This window comes from Peribacillus sp. NPDC060253 (assembly GCF_042727425.1).
In the GTDB taxonomy this organism is placed as follows: domain Bacteria; phylum Bacillota; class Bacilli; order Bacillales; family DSM-1321; genus Peribacillus.
Genome location: NZ_JBHXAS010000043.1, coordinates 24,949 through 37,754, shown reverse-complemented (window position 1 = coordinate 37,754; position 12,806 = coordinate 24,949). Strand labels below are relative to the sequence as shown.

The following is a 12,806-nucleotide window of genomic DNA, read 5'->3' as shown; positions in this document are numbered from 1 at the left end:
ATTTTATATATCATTGGAGATAGGAATTTTCTTATTTTTTACTTTTACTAGAAAGGAATGAAAATGATGGCCAAGGGAAAAAAGAAAAAAAATCCAATTCCTTTCCGATTGAACATTATGTTCTTTTTAATATTCATTTTATTTTCAAGCTTAATAATCAGGCTTGGTATCGTCCAAATCGTGTATGGGGATGATTATCTTCGTGAAGTCGACAGAACGGAAAACGATGTGGCCAATACCCCAGTTCCGCGTGGTAAGATGTATGACCGCAACTTGAACCCGGTCGTTGATAATGAGCCACGTAACGCCATTACTTATACGAAATATCCAAATACGAAAATGGCCGATATGGTAAAAACGGCCCAGGTCCTTGCTACCTTGATAGAAAAAGATACGAAAAAGGTAACATTGCCGGATAAAAAGGACTTTTGGATTTTAAAACACCCGAAAGAAGCCGAAGCTTTGATCACCAAGGCAGAGAGAAAGAAAGTAGTAGAAACGAAACTGGAGCAAAAAGATTTATACAAACTTCAAATGGATCGGGTCACCGAAGAGAATATCCAGGAATTCACCAAGGATGAATTGGAAGTGATCGCCATATTCAGGGAATTCAATAGTGGCTATGCCCTCACTCCGTCCATCGTGAAGAATAAAGACGTCACTACAAAAGAATACGCCAGGGTTAGTGAGCATTTGGATGAAATGCCAGGCGTGGACGTAACGACGGATTGGGAAAGGACCTATAAGTATGACGAGACCCTGCGCTCGGTTCTGGGCAAAGTCTCTTCTTCAGAAGAAGGAATTCCCAGTGAAAATATTGACTTTTATCTAGCACGCGACTATACCAGGAATGATCGGGTCGGAAAAAGTTATATCGAAAAACAATATGAAGATGTCCTGCGCGGTCAAAAGACGCGGGTTGAAAATGTGCTGAGCAAAGGGGAAGTCATCAAAACGAATACCCTCACTGAAGGGCAAAGCGGAAAAGACTTGGTCCTGACAATTGATATGGAGCTGCAGCAAAAGGTTGAAGCTATCATCGAGAGCGAATTGCGGAGGGCGAAGGCTAGGGGAAATACCTACTTATTAGATCGTGCCTTCGTCGTTTTGATGGATCCGAACACAGGCGAGGTGCTTACGATGGCCGGTAGGCAATACGGCCGTAACAGTGAAACCGGCTTAACCGAAATGAAAGATTTCGCCCTTGGGAACATCACGACCTCCTATACGATGGGATCATCTGTCAAGGGAGCTACGGTCTACACGGGCTTTCAGACGGGAGCCATTTCTCCAGGAACGGCTTTTCATGATCATCCACTTTTATTGGCTGGTGCTAAGCCAAAAAAATCATATAGCCCTTTAGGGTATGTTACGGATGTCACCGCGTTAAAAAAATCGTCGAATGTCTATATGTTCATGACGGCTATCAGAATTGGCGGCGGTCATTATATTCCACATCGACCGTTAGGAATCAACAAGGAAGCTTTTTCCGTCATGCGGAATCATTATGCCCAATTCGGATTGGGTGTCCGTACAGGCATCGACCTGCCAAATGAATCAGTCGGATTTAAAGGAGTCGATACAAAAGACGGATTGTTGCTGGATTTATCGATTGGACAATATGATACATATACTCCAATGCAATTGGCACAGTATGTATCGACGATTGCAAATGGCGGAAAAAGGCTGGAGCCCCGTATGGTCAGGGAAATAAGGAATCCTTCCAACGAACACAATGAATTGGGGAGTGTTTTTAAAACAATGAGCCCCAAAGTGTTAAACGATTTAGGTGGGAAAGATGTTTGGATTCAACGTGTCCAGGAAGGATTCAGACAGGTAGCACAGGAGCCAGGCGGGACGGCCTATAAATATTTCGGCGGTAAATCCTACCGTGCAGCAGCGAAAACGGGGACGGCTGAAGCCTTTTACGATGGACCGCGGAGAAATCAATACAGTGAGCCAGTCCCGACAATAAATCTGACACTTGTAGGATATGCACCTCACAATAACCCTGAAGTGGCATTCTCTGTCGTCGTCCCATGGGTTTATCAAGGTAAGCCTGCAGACGATATTAACAAACGGATCGGCGAATTAACAATGGATGCCTACTTTAAATTGAAGGAAAAAAGAGCAAAAGGTGAATCTAATGCAGACAAAGCAGTAGAAAGCACTCAGTGATTGATTACAAAAGGCCTGCTCGATTACGAACAGGCCTTTTTATTACTGCTTCCCCTATTCCAGCTTTTGAACGAATTCCTTATAAAGAGCCCTTAGTGCATCTCCCCTGCTGATGATGCCGATGACTTTATCATTTTTGTCCACTACGGGGATTTTCTTGAAATGATGCTTGGACAGTACCTTTATCAAATCCTCTAACGGATCTTCGGGGGACAGCTTCGTGATTTTTTTATTTTTAATGATCTGTGAGACTTTGTCATTCATTTTGGATGTGACCTTTTCATCCAATTCTTCACCAGGAAGGATGGTAATGTAGGTGAAATACCCCATGATCGCTTCCTCTGCAGGTGTCAAATAACGAAGGATATCCCCGTCCGTTACCATCCCCAATAGCTTATCGTGTTCATCCACGACCGGAACCCCGCCCACTTTATTTTCGATAAAGGTTCGCAGGATTTCCTTTAATGTAAAATCAGGACGGGCCACATAGACTTCCCTTATCATGAAATCCTTAACTAACATATAAAAACACCCCTTTTTATAAGTTTGACGTTCCGATTTCATCTCTCTTTTTACTAATACCCTTACTTACTCTATTTAAAAACCCTTGCCGCCTGAACGGCCTTTTTCCAGCCATCATATAAACCCTTCCGTTCCTGTTCTTCCATAACGGGTTCGAATTTTTTATCGACGGCCCATTGCTTTGAAATCTCTTCTTTGCTTTCCCAATATCCGACAGCGAGCCCGGCTAAATACGCTGCCCCTAATGCAGTCGTTTCACTAATTACCGGCCTTTCGACTGGTACATTCAAGAGGCCGCTTTGAAATTGCATCAAGAAGTCATTTTTGACAACCCCGCCATCGACCCGCAATGCCTTTAGACTAATCCCTGAATCGCCTTCCATCGCACTGAGGACATCTTTTGTCTGATAGGCCAATGCTTCCAATGTTGCCCGGACAAAATGCTCCTTCGATGTCCCCCTTGATAATCCGAATACCGCTCCCCTGACATCACTATCCCAATAAGGGGTACCTAATCCAACAAATGCAGGGACTACATAGACGCCATCGGCTGAAGTGACACGCATTGCATACTTTTCACTGTCTTTCGAATCCTGCAAGAGTTTCAATCCGTCCCTTAACCATTGTATGGCCGAACCTGCGACAAAAATACTGCCTTCCAATGCGTACTCGACTTTTCCGTTCAGCCCCCATGCAATCGTAGTCAACAGGCCATGCTCGGATTTTACTGCCTGTCCTCCTGTATTCATCAGCATAAAGCAACCGGTGCCGTACGTATTTTTAGCCATTCCTTTTTCAAAGCATGCTTGGCCGAACAGAGCGGCCTGTTGATCTCCTGCAGCTCCGGCAATCGGAATTTCGTGGCCAAAGAAATGATGTGGGGCTGTTTTCCCATAGACCTCCGATGAGGAACGAACATCCGGCAGCATTGAATGCGGCACTTGCAGAATTTCCAGAAGCTCTTCGTCCCACTTTAAATCATGAATGTTATACATCAGTGTCCTTGAAGCATTCGAATAATCAGTTACATGGGCTTTACCACCTGAAAGCTTCCATATCAGCCACGTATCGATCGTACCAAACAATAATTCACCGTTTTCTGCTTTTTCCCGCGCCCCTTCTACATGGTCGAGAATCCATTTCACCTTTGTACCGGAAAAATAAGCATCAATCAACAAACCCGTTTTCCCGAAAAATAAGTCATCAAGACCATCATTCTTCAATTGCTCGCAAATCTCACTCGTCTGTCGGGATTGCCAGACGATGGCATGATGAATCGGCTGACCTGTTTCCTTATTCCATACCACGGTCGTCTCCCGTTGATTCGTTATGCCAATTCCCGCAATCTGTTCAGGTTTTACATTCATTTCCGATAGACACGAAGCGATGACCGATAAAATGGAGCCCCAAATTTCATTGGCATTATGCTCCACCCATCCAGGATTCGGGAAATATTGGGTGAACTCCTTTTGGGCAATATGCAAAACTTCCCCGCTCTTATTAAACAAAATGGCGCGGGAACTTGTCGTTCCTTGATCCAATGATAATATGTAAGTCTCCATAGTTGTCTCCTCCTACACCTAAGATACATTTCAACTTAAGTGTCTTGCTGTTTTCTCTATCTTCATTTTACTAGATATACCCCTGAAAACAAAAAATATAGAAAGTTAGATGGAAGGTTGAAAATTATTGGCAGATTGATAGCTAATCTTTTACAATGAAAAAAGACGGATAGGAGGAAATGGTAAATGAATAATCATGATATAGATTTTAAAATTTATGGTGACGACATGCAGTTTGTTGAAGTGGAATTGGATCCGCATGAAACCGTGATTGCCGAAGCTGGAAGTTTAATGATGATGGAGGACCAAATCAAGATGGAAACCATCTTTGGTGATGGGGCTTCGAATAGTGACGGCGGAATGATCGGTAAGCTATTTGGTGCTGGGAAAAGGCTTCTTACGGGTGAGAGTCTTTTCATGACGGCTTTTACGAATGAAGGACGAGATAAAAGACATGCCTCCTTCGCTTCCCCTTATCCAGGTAAAATCATTCCCATGGATTTAAGCGAGCTCGGCGGGAAAATCATTTGTCAAAAAGATGCTTTCTTGGCAGCGGCAAAAGGGGTTTCAGTCGGAATTGAGTTTCAGAGAAAAATAGGAGCTGGCTTCTTTGGCGGTGAAGGTTTCATCATGCAAAAGCTTGAAGGAGACGGAATGACCTTCGTTCACGCCGGTGGAACGATCCATAAAAAAGAATTGGCTGCAGGCGAGATTTTACGCGTCGATACTGGATGTCTGGTAGCAATGACAGGTGGGGTAGATTATAATATTGAATTTGTAAAAGGCGTAAAAACCGCCTTATTCGGAGGCGAAGGTTTATTCTTCGCCACATTAAAAGGACCCGGAACCGTCTGGGTGCAATCTTTGCCTTTCAGCCGACTTGCCAGCCGTGTATTTGCTGCAATGCCGCAAAATGGGGGATCTTCTGAGGAAGGCAGTGTAGCAAAAGGGTTGTTCAATTTATTCAACGATAAATAAGAACCGGACCAATGGCTGCCATGCCATCATGGCAGTCATTGATCTCTTTTGAAAAGGATGGATAGCTATATGCAGCTTGTTAAATGGTCCTACATGAGACGTTATAATATCAAGGCAATTTTTGATGAATTCCCGAACTCGCCTGTTATTTTCCGAAAAATAAGAGATTACTATTTTGTTTATACCATTCACTGGACAGCAGCCGATGCTCCCATCGGCATTAATGAGCTTGAAAAAATGGAACAGCTGCTCAACCGGGAGCTCGGAACTGAACTGCAATATCTCTATCGGAGAAAATGAGGTCACTCCTCGTATATCATTTTTCTTGTCATCCCTCCATCGACGATAAGGTCAACTCCCGTAACGAAGTCATTCTCCGATGCCGTTAAATAAAGGCAGGCCCTTGCAATATCTTCCGGTTTGCCAACCCGATTGGATAAATGCTGTTGATGATCCTTTTCCCTTAACGCTCCATAATCACCTGTTTCAATCCAACCCGGTGAAATCGAATTAACCGTAATTTTCTCTTCGCTGAATGAAGCGGCGAGTGCATGGGTCAAGGCAACGATCCCCCCTTTTGTCGCTGCATAGGATTCCGAATCCGGCTCTGACATAATCGCTCTTGTTGATGCTAAATTGATGATTGCCCCGCCCGTTTCATTATTCCGCATCGATGTTGCCGCTGCCCGGGAACAAAGGAAAACACTGCGCAAGTTCGTATTCATCATATCGTCCCATTCCTCAATCGTCAGATCATATAGCGATTTGAATAATGTCTTTCCGGCATTATTAATTAATATATCAATGGTTTTATATGTTTCTAGAGTGACATCCATCAAATGCAGGATGTCAGCTTCCTTCCGAACATCCGTTTTAACGAACATGGCTTCATGCCCATTACTTTTGAGCTCCTCTACATACTGAAGGCCCTCCTGCTCGTCCATATCTGCAAGTACGACCGATGCACCACTTTCAGCATATCCCTTTGCCACGCCTCTCCCTATACCATTAGAAGCGCCTGTTACAATCACCGTTTTATTTGTGAATCCCATATTTTCATCCTCACTTTCACTAGCTTGCTTTCCCTATCATAATCTCCAATTCGCTCCACTTCAAACACTTCACTTCAAACACTTTCCTTGAGTGATCAATAATCAGCAGGACCCATTATATTTTTGTAGTGGCCTTCAATGATGTATGATAATAGAAACAACAAGAATGAACTAGGGTGAAGGAAACCTGCTATTATCTTTCTACAGTGTAAAAAAATTTATATTGGAGGAATGTAAAAATGGACTTATTAAAAAATGTGTTTTCTTTAGGATTAGGTGCTGCCGCTGCTACAAAGGAACAAATTGAAAAAGCAGTGGACTCTCTTGTGAAAAAAGGCGATATCTCAAAGGAAGACTCCAAAGTTCTTATTAAGCAATGGGTCGAAAAAGGGGAACAAGCCCAAAAGCAACTGGATGAATCCGTCAAGCTCAAAGTCAATCAAGCACTCAACGGCCTAAACTTGGCAACCAAAGAAGAAGTTCGGGAATTAGAGCGTCGTATCGCAATTTTAGAGCAGCAAAACAAAAACATACAACCGTAATCTGGAGGTACTTGAATGTTTGGCAAGCGACTGAAACACGCACATCGTTACCAAGAAATCATTAATGCCTTTTTGAAAAATGGTTTTGGTTACTTCATCTATCGCCTCGGGTTATCCGAGAGCAAAGCGGCATCGAAACTCCAACCAGACGAAAATCTGAACCTCCGCTCAATAGGTGAGAGGCTGCATAAGATATTACAAAGCTTGGGACCCACTTTCATTAAACTTGGTCAGATTGCAAGTACGAGGCGTGATTTCGTTCCGGAAGAAATCGTCCGCGAACTTGAAAAGTTACAGGACCAGGTCACTCCCTTTCCATTTGATAAAGTTCGCAGGATTGTTGAAGCTGAATTGGGGGATTCATTGGAAAACCTTTTTCTTGAATTTGATGAAATCCCACTGGCAACCGCTTCGATTGGGCAGGTCCATGCTGCACGGCTGCCATCGCAGGAAATAGTAGCAATCAAAGTGCAGCGGCCCGATATTCTGCCAACCGTGGAAACGGATTTGGAAATTCTCGATGATTTGGCAAGACTGATGGAAGCACGCATATCTTGGGCAAGACGCTACCAAGTCAGAAAAATGATTGATGAATTCGCTAAATCACTTCGCGCAGAACTCGATTATAACTCCGAGGGGCGCAACGGGGAAAGAATAGCCAAGCAGTTCATCAATGATCAAGGGTTAAAGATACCAAGGATCCATTGGGAATATTCTACAAAAAGGGTACTATCGATGGATTTTATTCAAGGAATTAAGATCAATCATTATAAGCAGCTTGATGACGAAGGGTATGATCGCCGAAAAATCGCGGAAAGATTAGCAAATGCCATGCTACAACAAATATTGATCGATGGCTTTTACCACGGCGATCCCCACCCTGGCAATATCATCATTTTGCCAGGTAATGTCGTCGCACTCATGGATTTTGGAATGGTGGGACGTCTGGAGGATGAAACGAAATATCAATTCGCCTCGCTTGTCATCAATCTGAAACGCGGAAGTACTAATGGACTGATCAAGACGCTTTCCGATATGGGCCTCCTGACAGACGAAACGGATATGGCTTCATTAAGGGGAGATATTGATGAACTGCGAAATAAATATTATGATATCCCATTGAGCCAAATCAGCCTAGGTGGAGCAGTGAATGACCTGTTCACAGTTGCCAATCGGCACCATGTCCAAATCCCACCTGAATTCACGATGCTCGGCAAGGCACTGCTTACCATGGAAGCCATTATCGAGGAATTAGATCCACATTTCAGCATTATGAAGGCAGCTGAACCTTTTGGGGAAAGGCTTTTTAAGGAACGCTACAATCCAAAAAACATTGCAAAGAACACATGGAATCAATTCATAGAGTCTGCTGAAGCTCTTGCTGAACTTCCGAAGGACATCAGGGAAGTAACAGGTATCATAAAAAAAGGGAAATTGCGATTGGATATCAATATTCCCGAACTTCAAGTATTTTTACATAAGCTAGATCAAATCTCCAACCGTTTGTCTTTTAGTATTATCCTGCTTGCCTTTAGCATAATCATGGTCGGTCTCATTATCGGCTCGGCAATTGGCGGGGAAACCCTTCTTCTATGGAAAATACCAGTTATCGAGATAGGTTTTGTGGTTGCAACCCTGATGTTCTTATTCATGCTTTACACCATTTTTAGATCCGGAAAAATGTAAACTTACGAAAAAAGAGAAAAACCAATCAATAAGGTTTTTCTCTTTTTTCATGATTTCATTCATTGGTTATGTGTGCGACGATCATATGAAATCGCATACGCATGATGTCGGAAATGTAAGATTGGGTCTTCCGAGCACTCAATTCCCGCAGGGATATTGGTTGGATCAAACAGTAAATGATCTGCAAAAGATTCGATTTTATTTGATATCATTAAATGACCGACCGTGATTACTTGTTTATCTTCCGACCAAGCAATGGTTGAATCGTCAGTCGGGTCATTTACCCCTCCTATTTGAATGTTCAATTTAAAGCCCACTGGACCTTGCTTGAGCCTCTCTTCCATTTCTTCATTTAGATATTCGGGATGACGCTTGGCTACCTCCTCTTTTGCTAGCATACTAAGGCCTGCATCAGGTACCCACTCATACTTAATGGCCTGACGCCTCCCTTCCGCATTAACGAAATAGAAGGCATGAATGGAGTAATATTGACACGTTGAGAAACTGGCTGGAGAACGCATTTCTTTCAGCATTTGTAAGCTTGCCTTGCTTTCAGGATACTTCAACAGGATTTTTGCAAGCTCTTTCAGATTGGGAAAACCATCTTTTGCAGACTTGAAAAAGTCAGCAATATCAACAAATGCATCAGGTGTTTTCGCAAAGAATAGCGGGATGGTCACAGCAATAAGGTCTGATGCCTCTCCATTAGGCAATTGAAACTTGACTGCCATGCCCTTTACAGGTGAAATGGCATCAGGATGGCTTGGAATCGGCGAGCTATTTGAAAACCGGATGATCGCCGGCACGGATTCATCCTGAAGATGGGCTGCCACCGTTAATGGGGACGCGTTTCCGTTTGGGGTGAAAACCCCCTCATACATATATCCCCTTGCATGCGCCCGTCGATAACCAGGATATGTTCCAGCTACATTTTCAATTACATTCACCGCTTCACTCGCTAATTCAGGTTTAACATTGGCATTTCCCTCCATATGTCACCCCTCTTTTCAAATTTTTATTAAAGTTCTTTCGCTATTACCTGTACCCCTTATTTCATTAGCTTATTCAAGATACTTTGATTTCATATAATTATTGGAAAGCAATGATCGCTAAAAATGCGCCTGGAAAAATCCAGGCGCTTCATTATATCTTCGAATCCATTATATAGAAGGGGGGTGCTAGACTTCCCCTTACATCAATTTTACTGAGAATTGGGAAGGTAACGCCATAATTCAACTGGCAAAACGTCTTCACTTCTTCATTTTGGCCGGGCTCTTGATTCAGACCTTATCTTTATATTTGTTATAAAGTTTTAGAAGGACTTCATTCACTTGCCGTATGGACAACAATAAGGAACCCTCTGCTGAAAAATCATATATGGCTCTTTAATTGTTTAAATAGTAAGAAGAACAAGAAAAATAAGCTTAAAGAATCACAGACCCCACTTTATTTCATTCAACATGAACGGCAGTGCCATAAGCAATGATTTCACAAGCATTTTGCATGATAGCTGAAGTTTCCAGGCGCATGGCAACGATGGCGTTCGCCCCTTTTTCTTTCGCTTCATCCACCATCCTGCCAATTGCTTTCTGTCTTGCTTCTTTCATCATTTCTGTATACTCAGTGATTTCGCCCCCGACAATGGTCCTTAATCCAGCGAGTATATCTTTTCCGATATGCTTGGATTGAACACTGTTCCCCTTAACAAGCCCCTTCAGTTCTTTGATTTCTTTACCAGGTACGGTATTAGTAGTCACGATAATCATATAGTTCATCCTCTTCCTTTTTTCTAATTTTTTTTACGATCAAATAAAAAATCAACGGAAATGGAGCTTGAATCAAACCTAGAATCCCCCACATCCAATGGTTAAAGCCATTCTTCCTGGCATCGATGAAGAGAAAAATACTTTGGGCCAATAAAATCAGCCCACACACAATCAAAGCAAATATTTTAAGGTTACTCATGACCCATCTTCACCTTTCTTTTTACAAGCATCGTATAAAAACAAATGAACACAACGGTCAGCACTTGGAGCGCCAGAAAGACTTCGGGTTGATGGAATAGGGCTAGAAACAGGAAACCTAGAATGATTGCAGCGGTTACAGTAAATATAAGCAGTTCTTTCAACCACTTTTTTTTGGTCTCCGCTCGCTGCATTTTGATTTTTTGTTCAAAATAGGACGGTTGGGGGATTTCAATCGAAAAAGCCTCATCAAAATTTTCCAGGCTCTTATTTATTTGGTCGACTATATCTTGATCATCCCTAGATGAGCGGTTTGGATAAGCTTGTTGATCCTTCATCAATCGGTTTCAGCTCCTTTCTTATAGTTTTAATGCCTTTATGGACACGGGATTTTACTGTCCCTTCTGGAATCTTGATTATTCCCGCTATTTCTTCATAAGAAAAACCATAGTAATGCTTCAGGATGATCGGAACCCGTAAATCATCATTCAGGTGACCTAGTGCTTCCATGACATCATCCCATGCTTGGGTATTGCTTTGTGTCTCCCATTTCAGTTTGCGGACTGACTGCTCTTGTTTTAACCAGTTGATTTCTCGTTTCTGCTTTCGCTTTTGATCCAGATATAAGCGTGTTGCAATGGAAATCAGCCATGTAGAAAACTTTGAAGTTCCCTTGAACTTAGGAAGATTCTCAATCGCTTTCGAAAAGGTCTCCTGAGCTAAGTCTTCAGCATTTTGAAGACTGAAAGTCAATTTCAATAAATATTTAAGCAGGAAAGGATAGGTAACTTGAAACAATTCGGCTAATGCTTCATCGTCACCCTTTTTCGCCGCTTTGACCAGCTTTTTTTCTTCCATCTATGATCACCTACTCTCGTCCCTATCCGTTATAGTTATATGACGTTTGGGACGAAGAATTCGTTCACGAGAAATACATAATATTTTTCATTCTTGATTCCGCTCCACTTCTGAAAGGATCACATGGGTGACAGTTGCCGCAAAAGGAATTGTCCGGTTGATGAATGCCTCCACTTCTTCAAGGCTCTCACTATGAATTTTTAGCATAAAACAAGCCTGTCCAGCAATTCGATAGCAAAAATCTACATTCGGTAACTTGGAGATATACTTTTTGAATTTTTCATATTCCCCATTTTGTATCGTTGCTTCCACGATACACTCAATAGGAAAACCAATCTTTTTATGGTCAATCTCGGCAACATACCCTTTAATGATTCCGAATGACTCCATTTGCCGTACTCGTTCTGTAACAGTGGGAGCAGAGAGGTTGACTTTCTTTGCCAATTCCCTCATGGAAATTCGGCTATTCATCGTTAATTCGGCAAGGATGCTACGGTCTTTTTCATCTATTTTCATTTAAATATAATTTCCCTTCTTTTCTTTACATTCATTCATTATTAAACTGAAATACCTTACAAACGCAATGAAAATCCCTAGTCTTTTATATTAAGATTATCTCAAAGGAGAGATGTTCATGACAAGAATAAAAAATTCGGGGCTTGGGTCCAGTCCATTTCAACGATTGTTTCACTCAGAAGAGATTTCGCATAAATGGGCAGAAGATACGAAAGAAAGCTATGCAATCGCCTTTGCAGAATTATTTCTCATTCACCGTGAAAAAACGGAGGAAAAGTTTTTCCAAGTATTAAAGGAGGTATTCACTGATGAAGAGGTCTCAGAACTATTGGCCTTCATTTGTTTTACAACTGCCCAGCAATATTTCGGGGCTTTGATGGATTTGAAATAACGCCAAAAAGGAACAGGCCTCGCCTCGTTCCTTTTTGTAAAAAACCTTCATTCTAACCCTTTCAGCTAGGATTTCGCGCCATGATCCTCCATTTCATTGATCTTTGGAAGAATGGAGCGGGAAGGTACCGGGGATGTCAAAACTATGGAAGTGTTCAGATGTCCATAGGGTATTAATCGATCTATAAGTAATCTCATGCTGTCCATATCAGCTAAAGCCGCTTTCAAAAAATATCCAACAGTTCCTGTTACACGATGGCATTCGATAATGTCTAAATCATTTTTAACTAACTGCTCGAAATCGGAAACAGAAACCTTAAGTTCACTGACCTGAATGAACACAAGTACACCTCTTCCTATTGCCAGCGGCGAAACCCTTGCACTGAACCCCTCAATGATCCCCTTTTCTTGCAGGCGATACATACGTTCCGAAATGCTGGGCCGACTGAGAGCCAATTTCTTTGATAGTTCACTTATCGTAATTCGTCCATTCATTTGTAAAAGTTCCAGTAAACTGACATCTATTTCATCCATGAAGCAACCACCTTTCATAATGAA

Annotated in this window: 16 protein-coding genes and 1 pseudogene; 6 read left to right on the top strand and 11 right to left on the bottom strand. The window is 42.2% G+C overall.

Features of this window, described 5'->3' with window-relative positions:
• Positions 1-66: 66 nt before the first annotated feature.
• Positions 67-2,178 (top strand): peptidoglycan D,D-transpeptidase FtsI family protein, encoded by a 2,112-nt coding sequence (locus tag ACFWE9_RS13285; protein WP_377357126.1) that lies wholly within the window; start codon positions 67-69, stop codon positions 2,176-2,178.
• 54 nt (positions 2,179-2,232) lie between these two features.
• On the opposite strand, the gene ACFWE9_RS13280 is transcribed toward ACFWE9_RS13285, so the two are convergent.
• Positions 2,233-2,700 (bottom strand): CBS domain-containing protein, encoded by a 468-nt coding sequence (locus tag ACFWE9_RS13280; RefSeq protein ID WP_230158392.1) that lies wholly within the window; start codon positions 2,698-2,700, stop codon positions 2,233-2,235.
• A 71-nt stretch (positions 2,701-2,771) separates the two neighbouring features.
• Entirely contained in the window at positions 2,772-4,262 is a 1,491-nt protein-coding gene (glpK, locus tag ACFWE9_RS13275) for a glycerol kinase GlpK (protein WP_230158390.1), read from the bottom strand.
• Positions 4,263-4,448: 186 nt separating this feature from the next.
• On the opposite strand from glpK, the gene ACFWE9_RS13270 reads away from it, so the two are divergent.
• Together ACFWE9_RS13270 and ACFWE9_RS13265 are read left to right on the top strand one after the other, a co-directional pair.
• Positions 4,449-5,240 (top strand): TIGR00266 family protein, encoded by a 792-nt coding sequence (locus ACFWE9_RS13270; protein ID WP_377357124.1) that lies wholly within the window; start codon positions 4,449-4,451, stop codon positions 5,238-5,240.
• Between the two features lie 69 nt (positions 5,241-5,309).
• On the top strand, positions 5,310-5,540 hold the full coding sequence (locus ACFWE9_RS13265; RefSeq protein ID WP_230158386.1) for a hypothetical protein: 231 nt from the start codon (positions 5,310-5,312) through the stop codon (positions 5,538-5,540).
• A gap of 2 nt (positions 5,541-5,542) precedes the next feature.
• Here the strand turns inward: ACFWE9_RS13265 and ACFWE9_RS13260 are convergent, their stop codons facing one another.
• Complete coding sequence (locus tag ACFWE9_RS13260; protein ID WP_230158384.1) at positions 5,543-6,292, bottom strand: SDR family NAD(P)-dependent oxidoreductase; 750 nt, start codon at positions 6,290-6,292, stop codon at positions 5,543-5,545.
• 239 nt (positions 6,293-6,531) lie between these two features.
• Here ACFWE9_RS13260 and ACFWE9_RS13255 point away from each other — a divergent pair, with 239 nt between their 5' ends.
• Together ACFWE9_RS13255 and ACFWE9_RS13250 are read left to right on the top strand one after the other, a co-directional pair.
• Complete coding sequence (locus ACFWE9_RS13255; protein WP_230158382.1) at positions 6,532-6,834, top strand: phasin family protein; 303 nt, start codon at positions 6,532-6,534, stop codon at positions 6,832-6,834.
• Between the two features lie 15 nt (positions 6,835-6,849).
• The gene (locus ACFWE9_RS13250; protein WP_377357121.1) at positions 6,850-8,520 is read left to right on the top strand and encodes an ABC1 kinase family protein; all 1,671 of its coding nucleotides are present in this window, start codon (positions 6,850-6,852) and stop codon (positions 8,518-8,520) included.
• Between the two features lie 59 nt (positions 8,521-8,579).
• On the opposite strand, the gene ACFWE9_RS13245 is transcribed toward ACFWE9_RS13250, so the two are convergent.
• The 7 genes and pseudogenes from ACFWE9_RS13245 to ACFWE9_RS13215 form a co-directional block, all read right to left on the bottom strand.
• Complete coding sequence (locus ACFWE9_RS13245; protein WP_377357119.1) at positions 8,580-9,512, bottom strand: catalase family peroxidase; 933 nt, start codon at positions 9,510-9,512, stop codon at positions 8,580-8,582.
• A 172-nt stretch (positions 9,513-9,684) separates the two neighbouring features.
• Positions 9,685-9,804, bottom strand: a pseudogene (locus ACFWE9_RS13240) (glutathione peroxidase); the annotation flags it as partial.
• 167 nt (positions 9,805-9,971) lie between these two features.
• A complete protein-coding gene (locus ACFWE9_RS13235; protein ID WP_230158375.1) occupies positions 9,972-10,286 on the bottom strand; it encodes a YbjQ family protein in 315 nt (104 codons plus the stop codon).
• The gene (locus ACFWE9_RS13230; RefSeq protein ID WP_230158374.1) at positions 10,267-10,485 is read right to left on the bottom strand and encodes a sigma-Y antisigma factor component; all 219 of its coding nucleotides are present in this window, start codon (positions 10,483-10,485) and stop codon (positions 10,267-10,269) included. Before ACFWE9_RS13230 ends, ACFWE9_RS13235 begins: the two co-directional genes overlap by 20 nt.
• Complete coding sequence (locus ACFWE9_RS13225; RefSeq protein ID WP_230158738.1) at positions 10,478-10,822, bottom strand: YxlC family protein; 345 nt, start codon at positions 10,820-10,822, stop codon at positions 10,478-10,480. Before ACFWE9_RS13225 ends, ACFWE9_RS13230 begins: the two co-directional genes overlap by 8 nt.
• Entirely contained in the window at positions 10,785-11,342 is a 558-nt protein-coding gene (gene sigY / locus ACFWE9_RS13220; protein ID WP_377357116.1) for an RNA polymerase sigma factor SigY, read from the bottom strand. Before sigY ends, ACFWE9_RS13225 begins: the two co-directional genes overlap by 38 nt.
• 87 nt (positions 11,343-11,429) lie before the next feature.
• Positions 11,430-11,858: an Lrp/AsnC family transcriptional regulator gene (locus tag ACFWE9_RS13215; protein WP_230158363.1), complete on the bottom strand. Its 429-nt coding sequence runs from the start codon at positions 11,856-11,858 to the stop codon at positions 11,430-11,432.
• 118 nt (positions 11,859-11,976) lie between these two features.
• Between ACFWE9_RS13215 and ACFWE9_RS13210 the strand changes: the two genes are divergently transcribed.
• Complete coding sequence (locus tag ACFWE9_RS13210; RefSeq protein WP_230158361.1) at positions 11,977-12,249, top strand: carboxymuconolactone decarboxylase family protein; 273 nt, start codon at positions 11,977-11,979, stop codon at positions 12,247-12,249.
• 65 nt (positions 12,250-12,314) lie between these two features.
• Here the strand turns inward: ACFWE9_RS13210 and ACFWE9_RS13205 are convergent, their stop codons facing one another.
• Positions 12,315-12,782 (bottom strand): Lrp/AsnC family transcriptional regulator, encoded by a 468-nt coding sequence (locus tag ACFWE9_RS13205; RefSeq protein WP_230158360.1) that lies wholly within the window; start codon positions 12,780-12,782, stop codon positions 12,315-12,317.
• Positions 12,783-12,806: the final 24 nt, after the last annotated feature.

Coding starts and splice junctions, on each gene's coding strand:
- ACFWE9_RS13285 (WP_377357126.1), top strand. CDS start 67: ATGGCCAAGGGAAAAAAGAAAAAAAATCCAATTCCTTTCCGATTGAAC.
- ACFWE9_RS13280 (WP_230158392.1), bottom strand. CDS start 2,700: ATGTTAGTTAAGGATTTCATGATAAGGGAAGTCTATGTGGCCCGTCCT.
- glpK (WP_230158390.1), bottom strand. CDS start 4,262: ATGGAGACTTACATATTATCATTGGATCAAGGAACGACAAGTTCCCGC.
- ACFWE9_RS13270 (WP_377357124.1), top strand. CDS start 4,449: ATGAATAATCATGATATAGATTTTAAAATTTATGGTGACGACATGCAG.
- ACFWE9_RS13265 (WP_230158386.1), top strand. CDS start 5,310: ATGCAGCTTGTTAAATGGTCCTACATGAGACGTTATAATATCAAGGCA.
- ACFWE9_RS13260 (WP_230158384.1), bottom strand. CDS start 6,292: ATGGGATTCACAAATAAAACGGTGATTGTAACAGGCGCTTCTAATGGT.
- ACFWE9_RS13255 (WP_230158382.1), top strand. CDS start 6,532: ATGGACTTATTAAAAAATGTGTTTTCTTTAGGATTAGGTGCTGCCGCT.
- ACFWE9_RS13250 (WP_377357121.1), top strand. CDS start 6,850: ATGTTTGGCAAGCGACTGAAACACGCACATCGTTACCAAGAAATCATT.
- ACFWE9_RS13245 (WP_377357119.1), bottom strand. CDS start 9,512: ATGGAGGGAAATGCCAATGTTAAACCTGAATTAGCGAGTGAAGCGGTG.
- ACFWE9_RS13235 (WP_230158375.1), bottom strand. CDS start 10,286: ATGATTATCGTGACTACTAATACCGTACCTGGTAAAGAAATCAAAGAA.
- ACFWE9_RS13230 (WP_230158374.1), bottom strand. CDS start 10,485: ATGAGTAACCTTAAAATATTTGCTTTGATTGTGTGTGGGCTGATTTTA.
- ACFWE9_RS13225 (WP_230158738.1), bottom strand. CDS start 10,822: ATGAAGGATCAACAAGCTTATCCAAACCGCTCATCTAGGGATGATCAA.
- sigY (WP_377357116.1), bottom strand. CDS start 11,342: ATGGAAGAAAAAAAGCTGGTCAAAGCGGCGAAAAAGGGTGACGATGAA.
- ACFWE9_RS13215 (WP_230158363.1), bottom strand. CDS start 11,858: ATGAAAATAGATGAAAAAGACCGTAGCATCCTTGCCGAATTAACGATG.
- ACFWE9_RS13210 (WP_230158361.1), top strand. CDS start 11,977: ATGACAAGAATAAAAAATTCGGGGCTTGGGTCCAGTCCATTTCAACGA.
- ACFWE9_RS13205 (WP_230158360.1), bottom strand. CDS start 12,782: ATGGATGAAATAGATGTCAGTTTACTGGAACTTTTACAAATGAATGGA.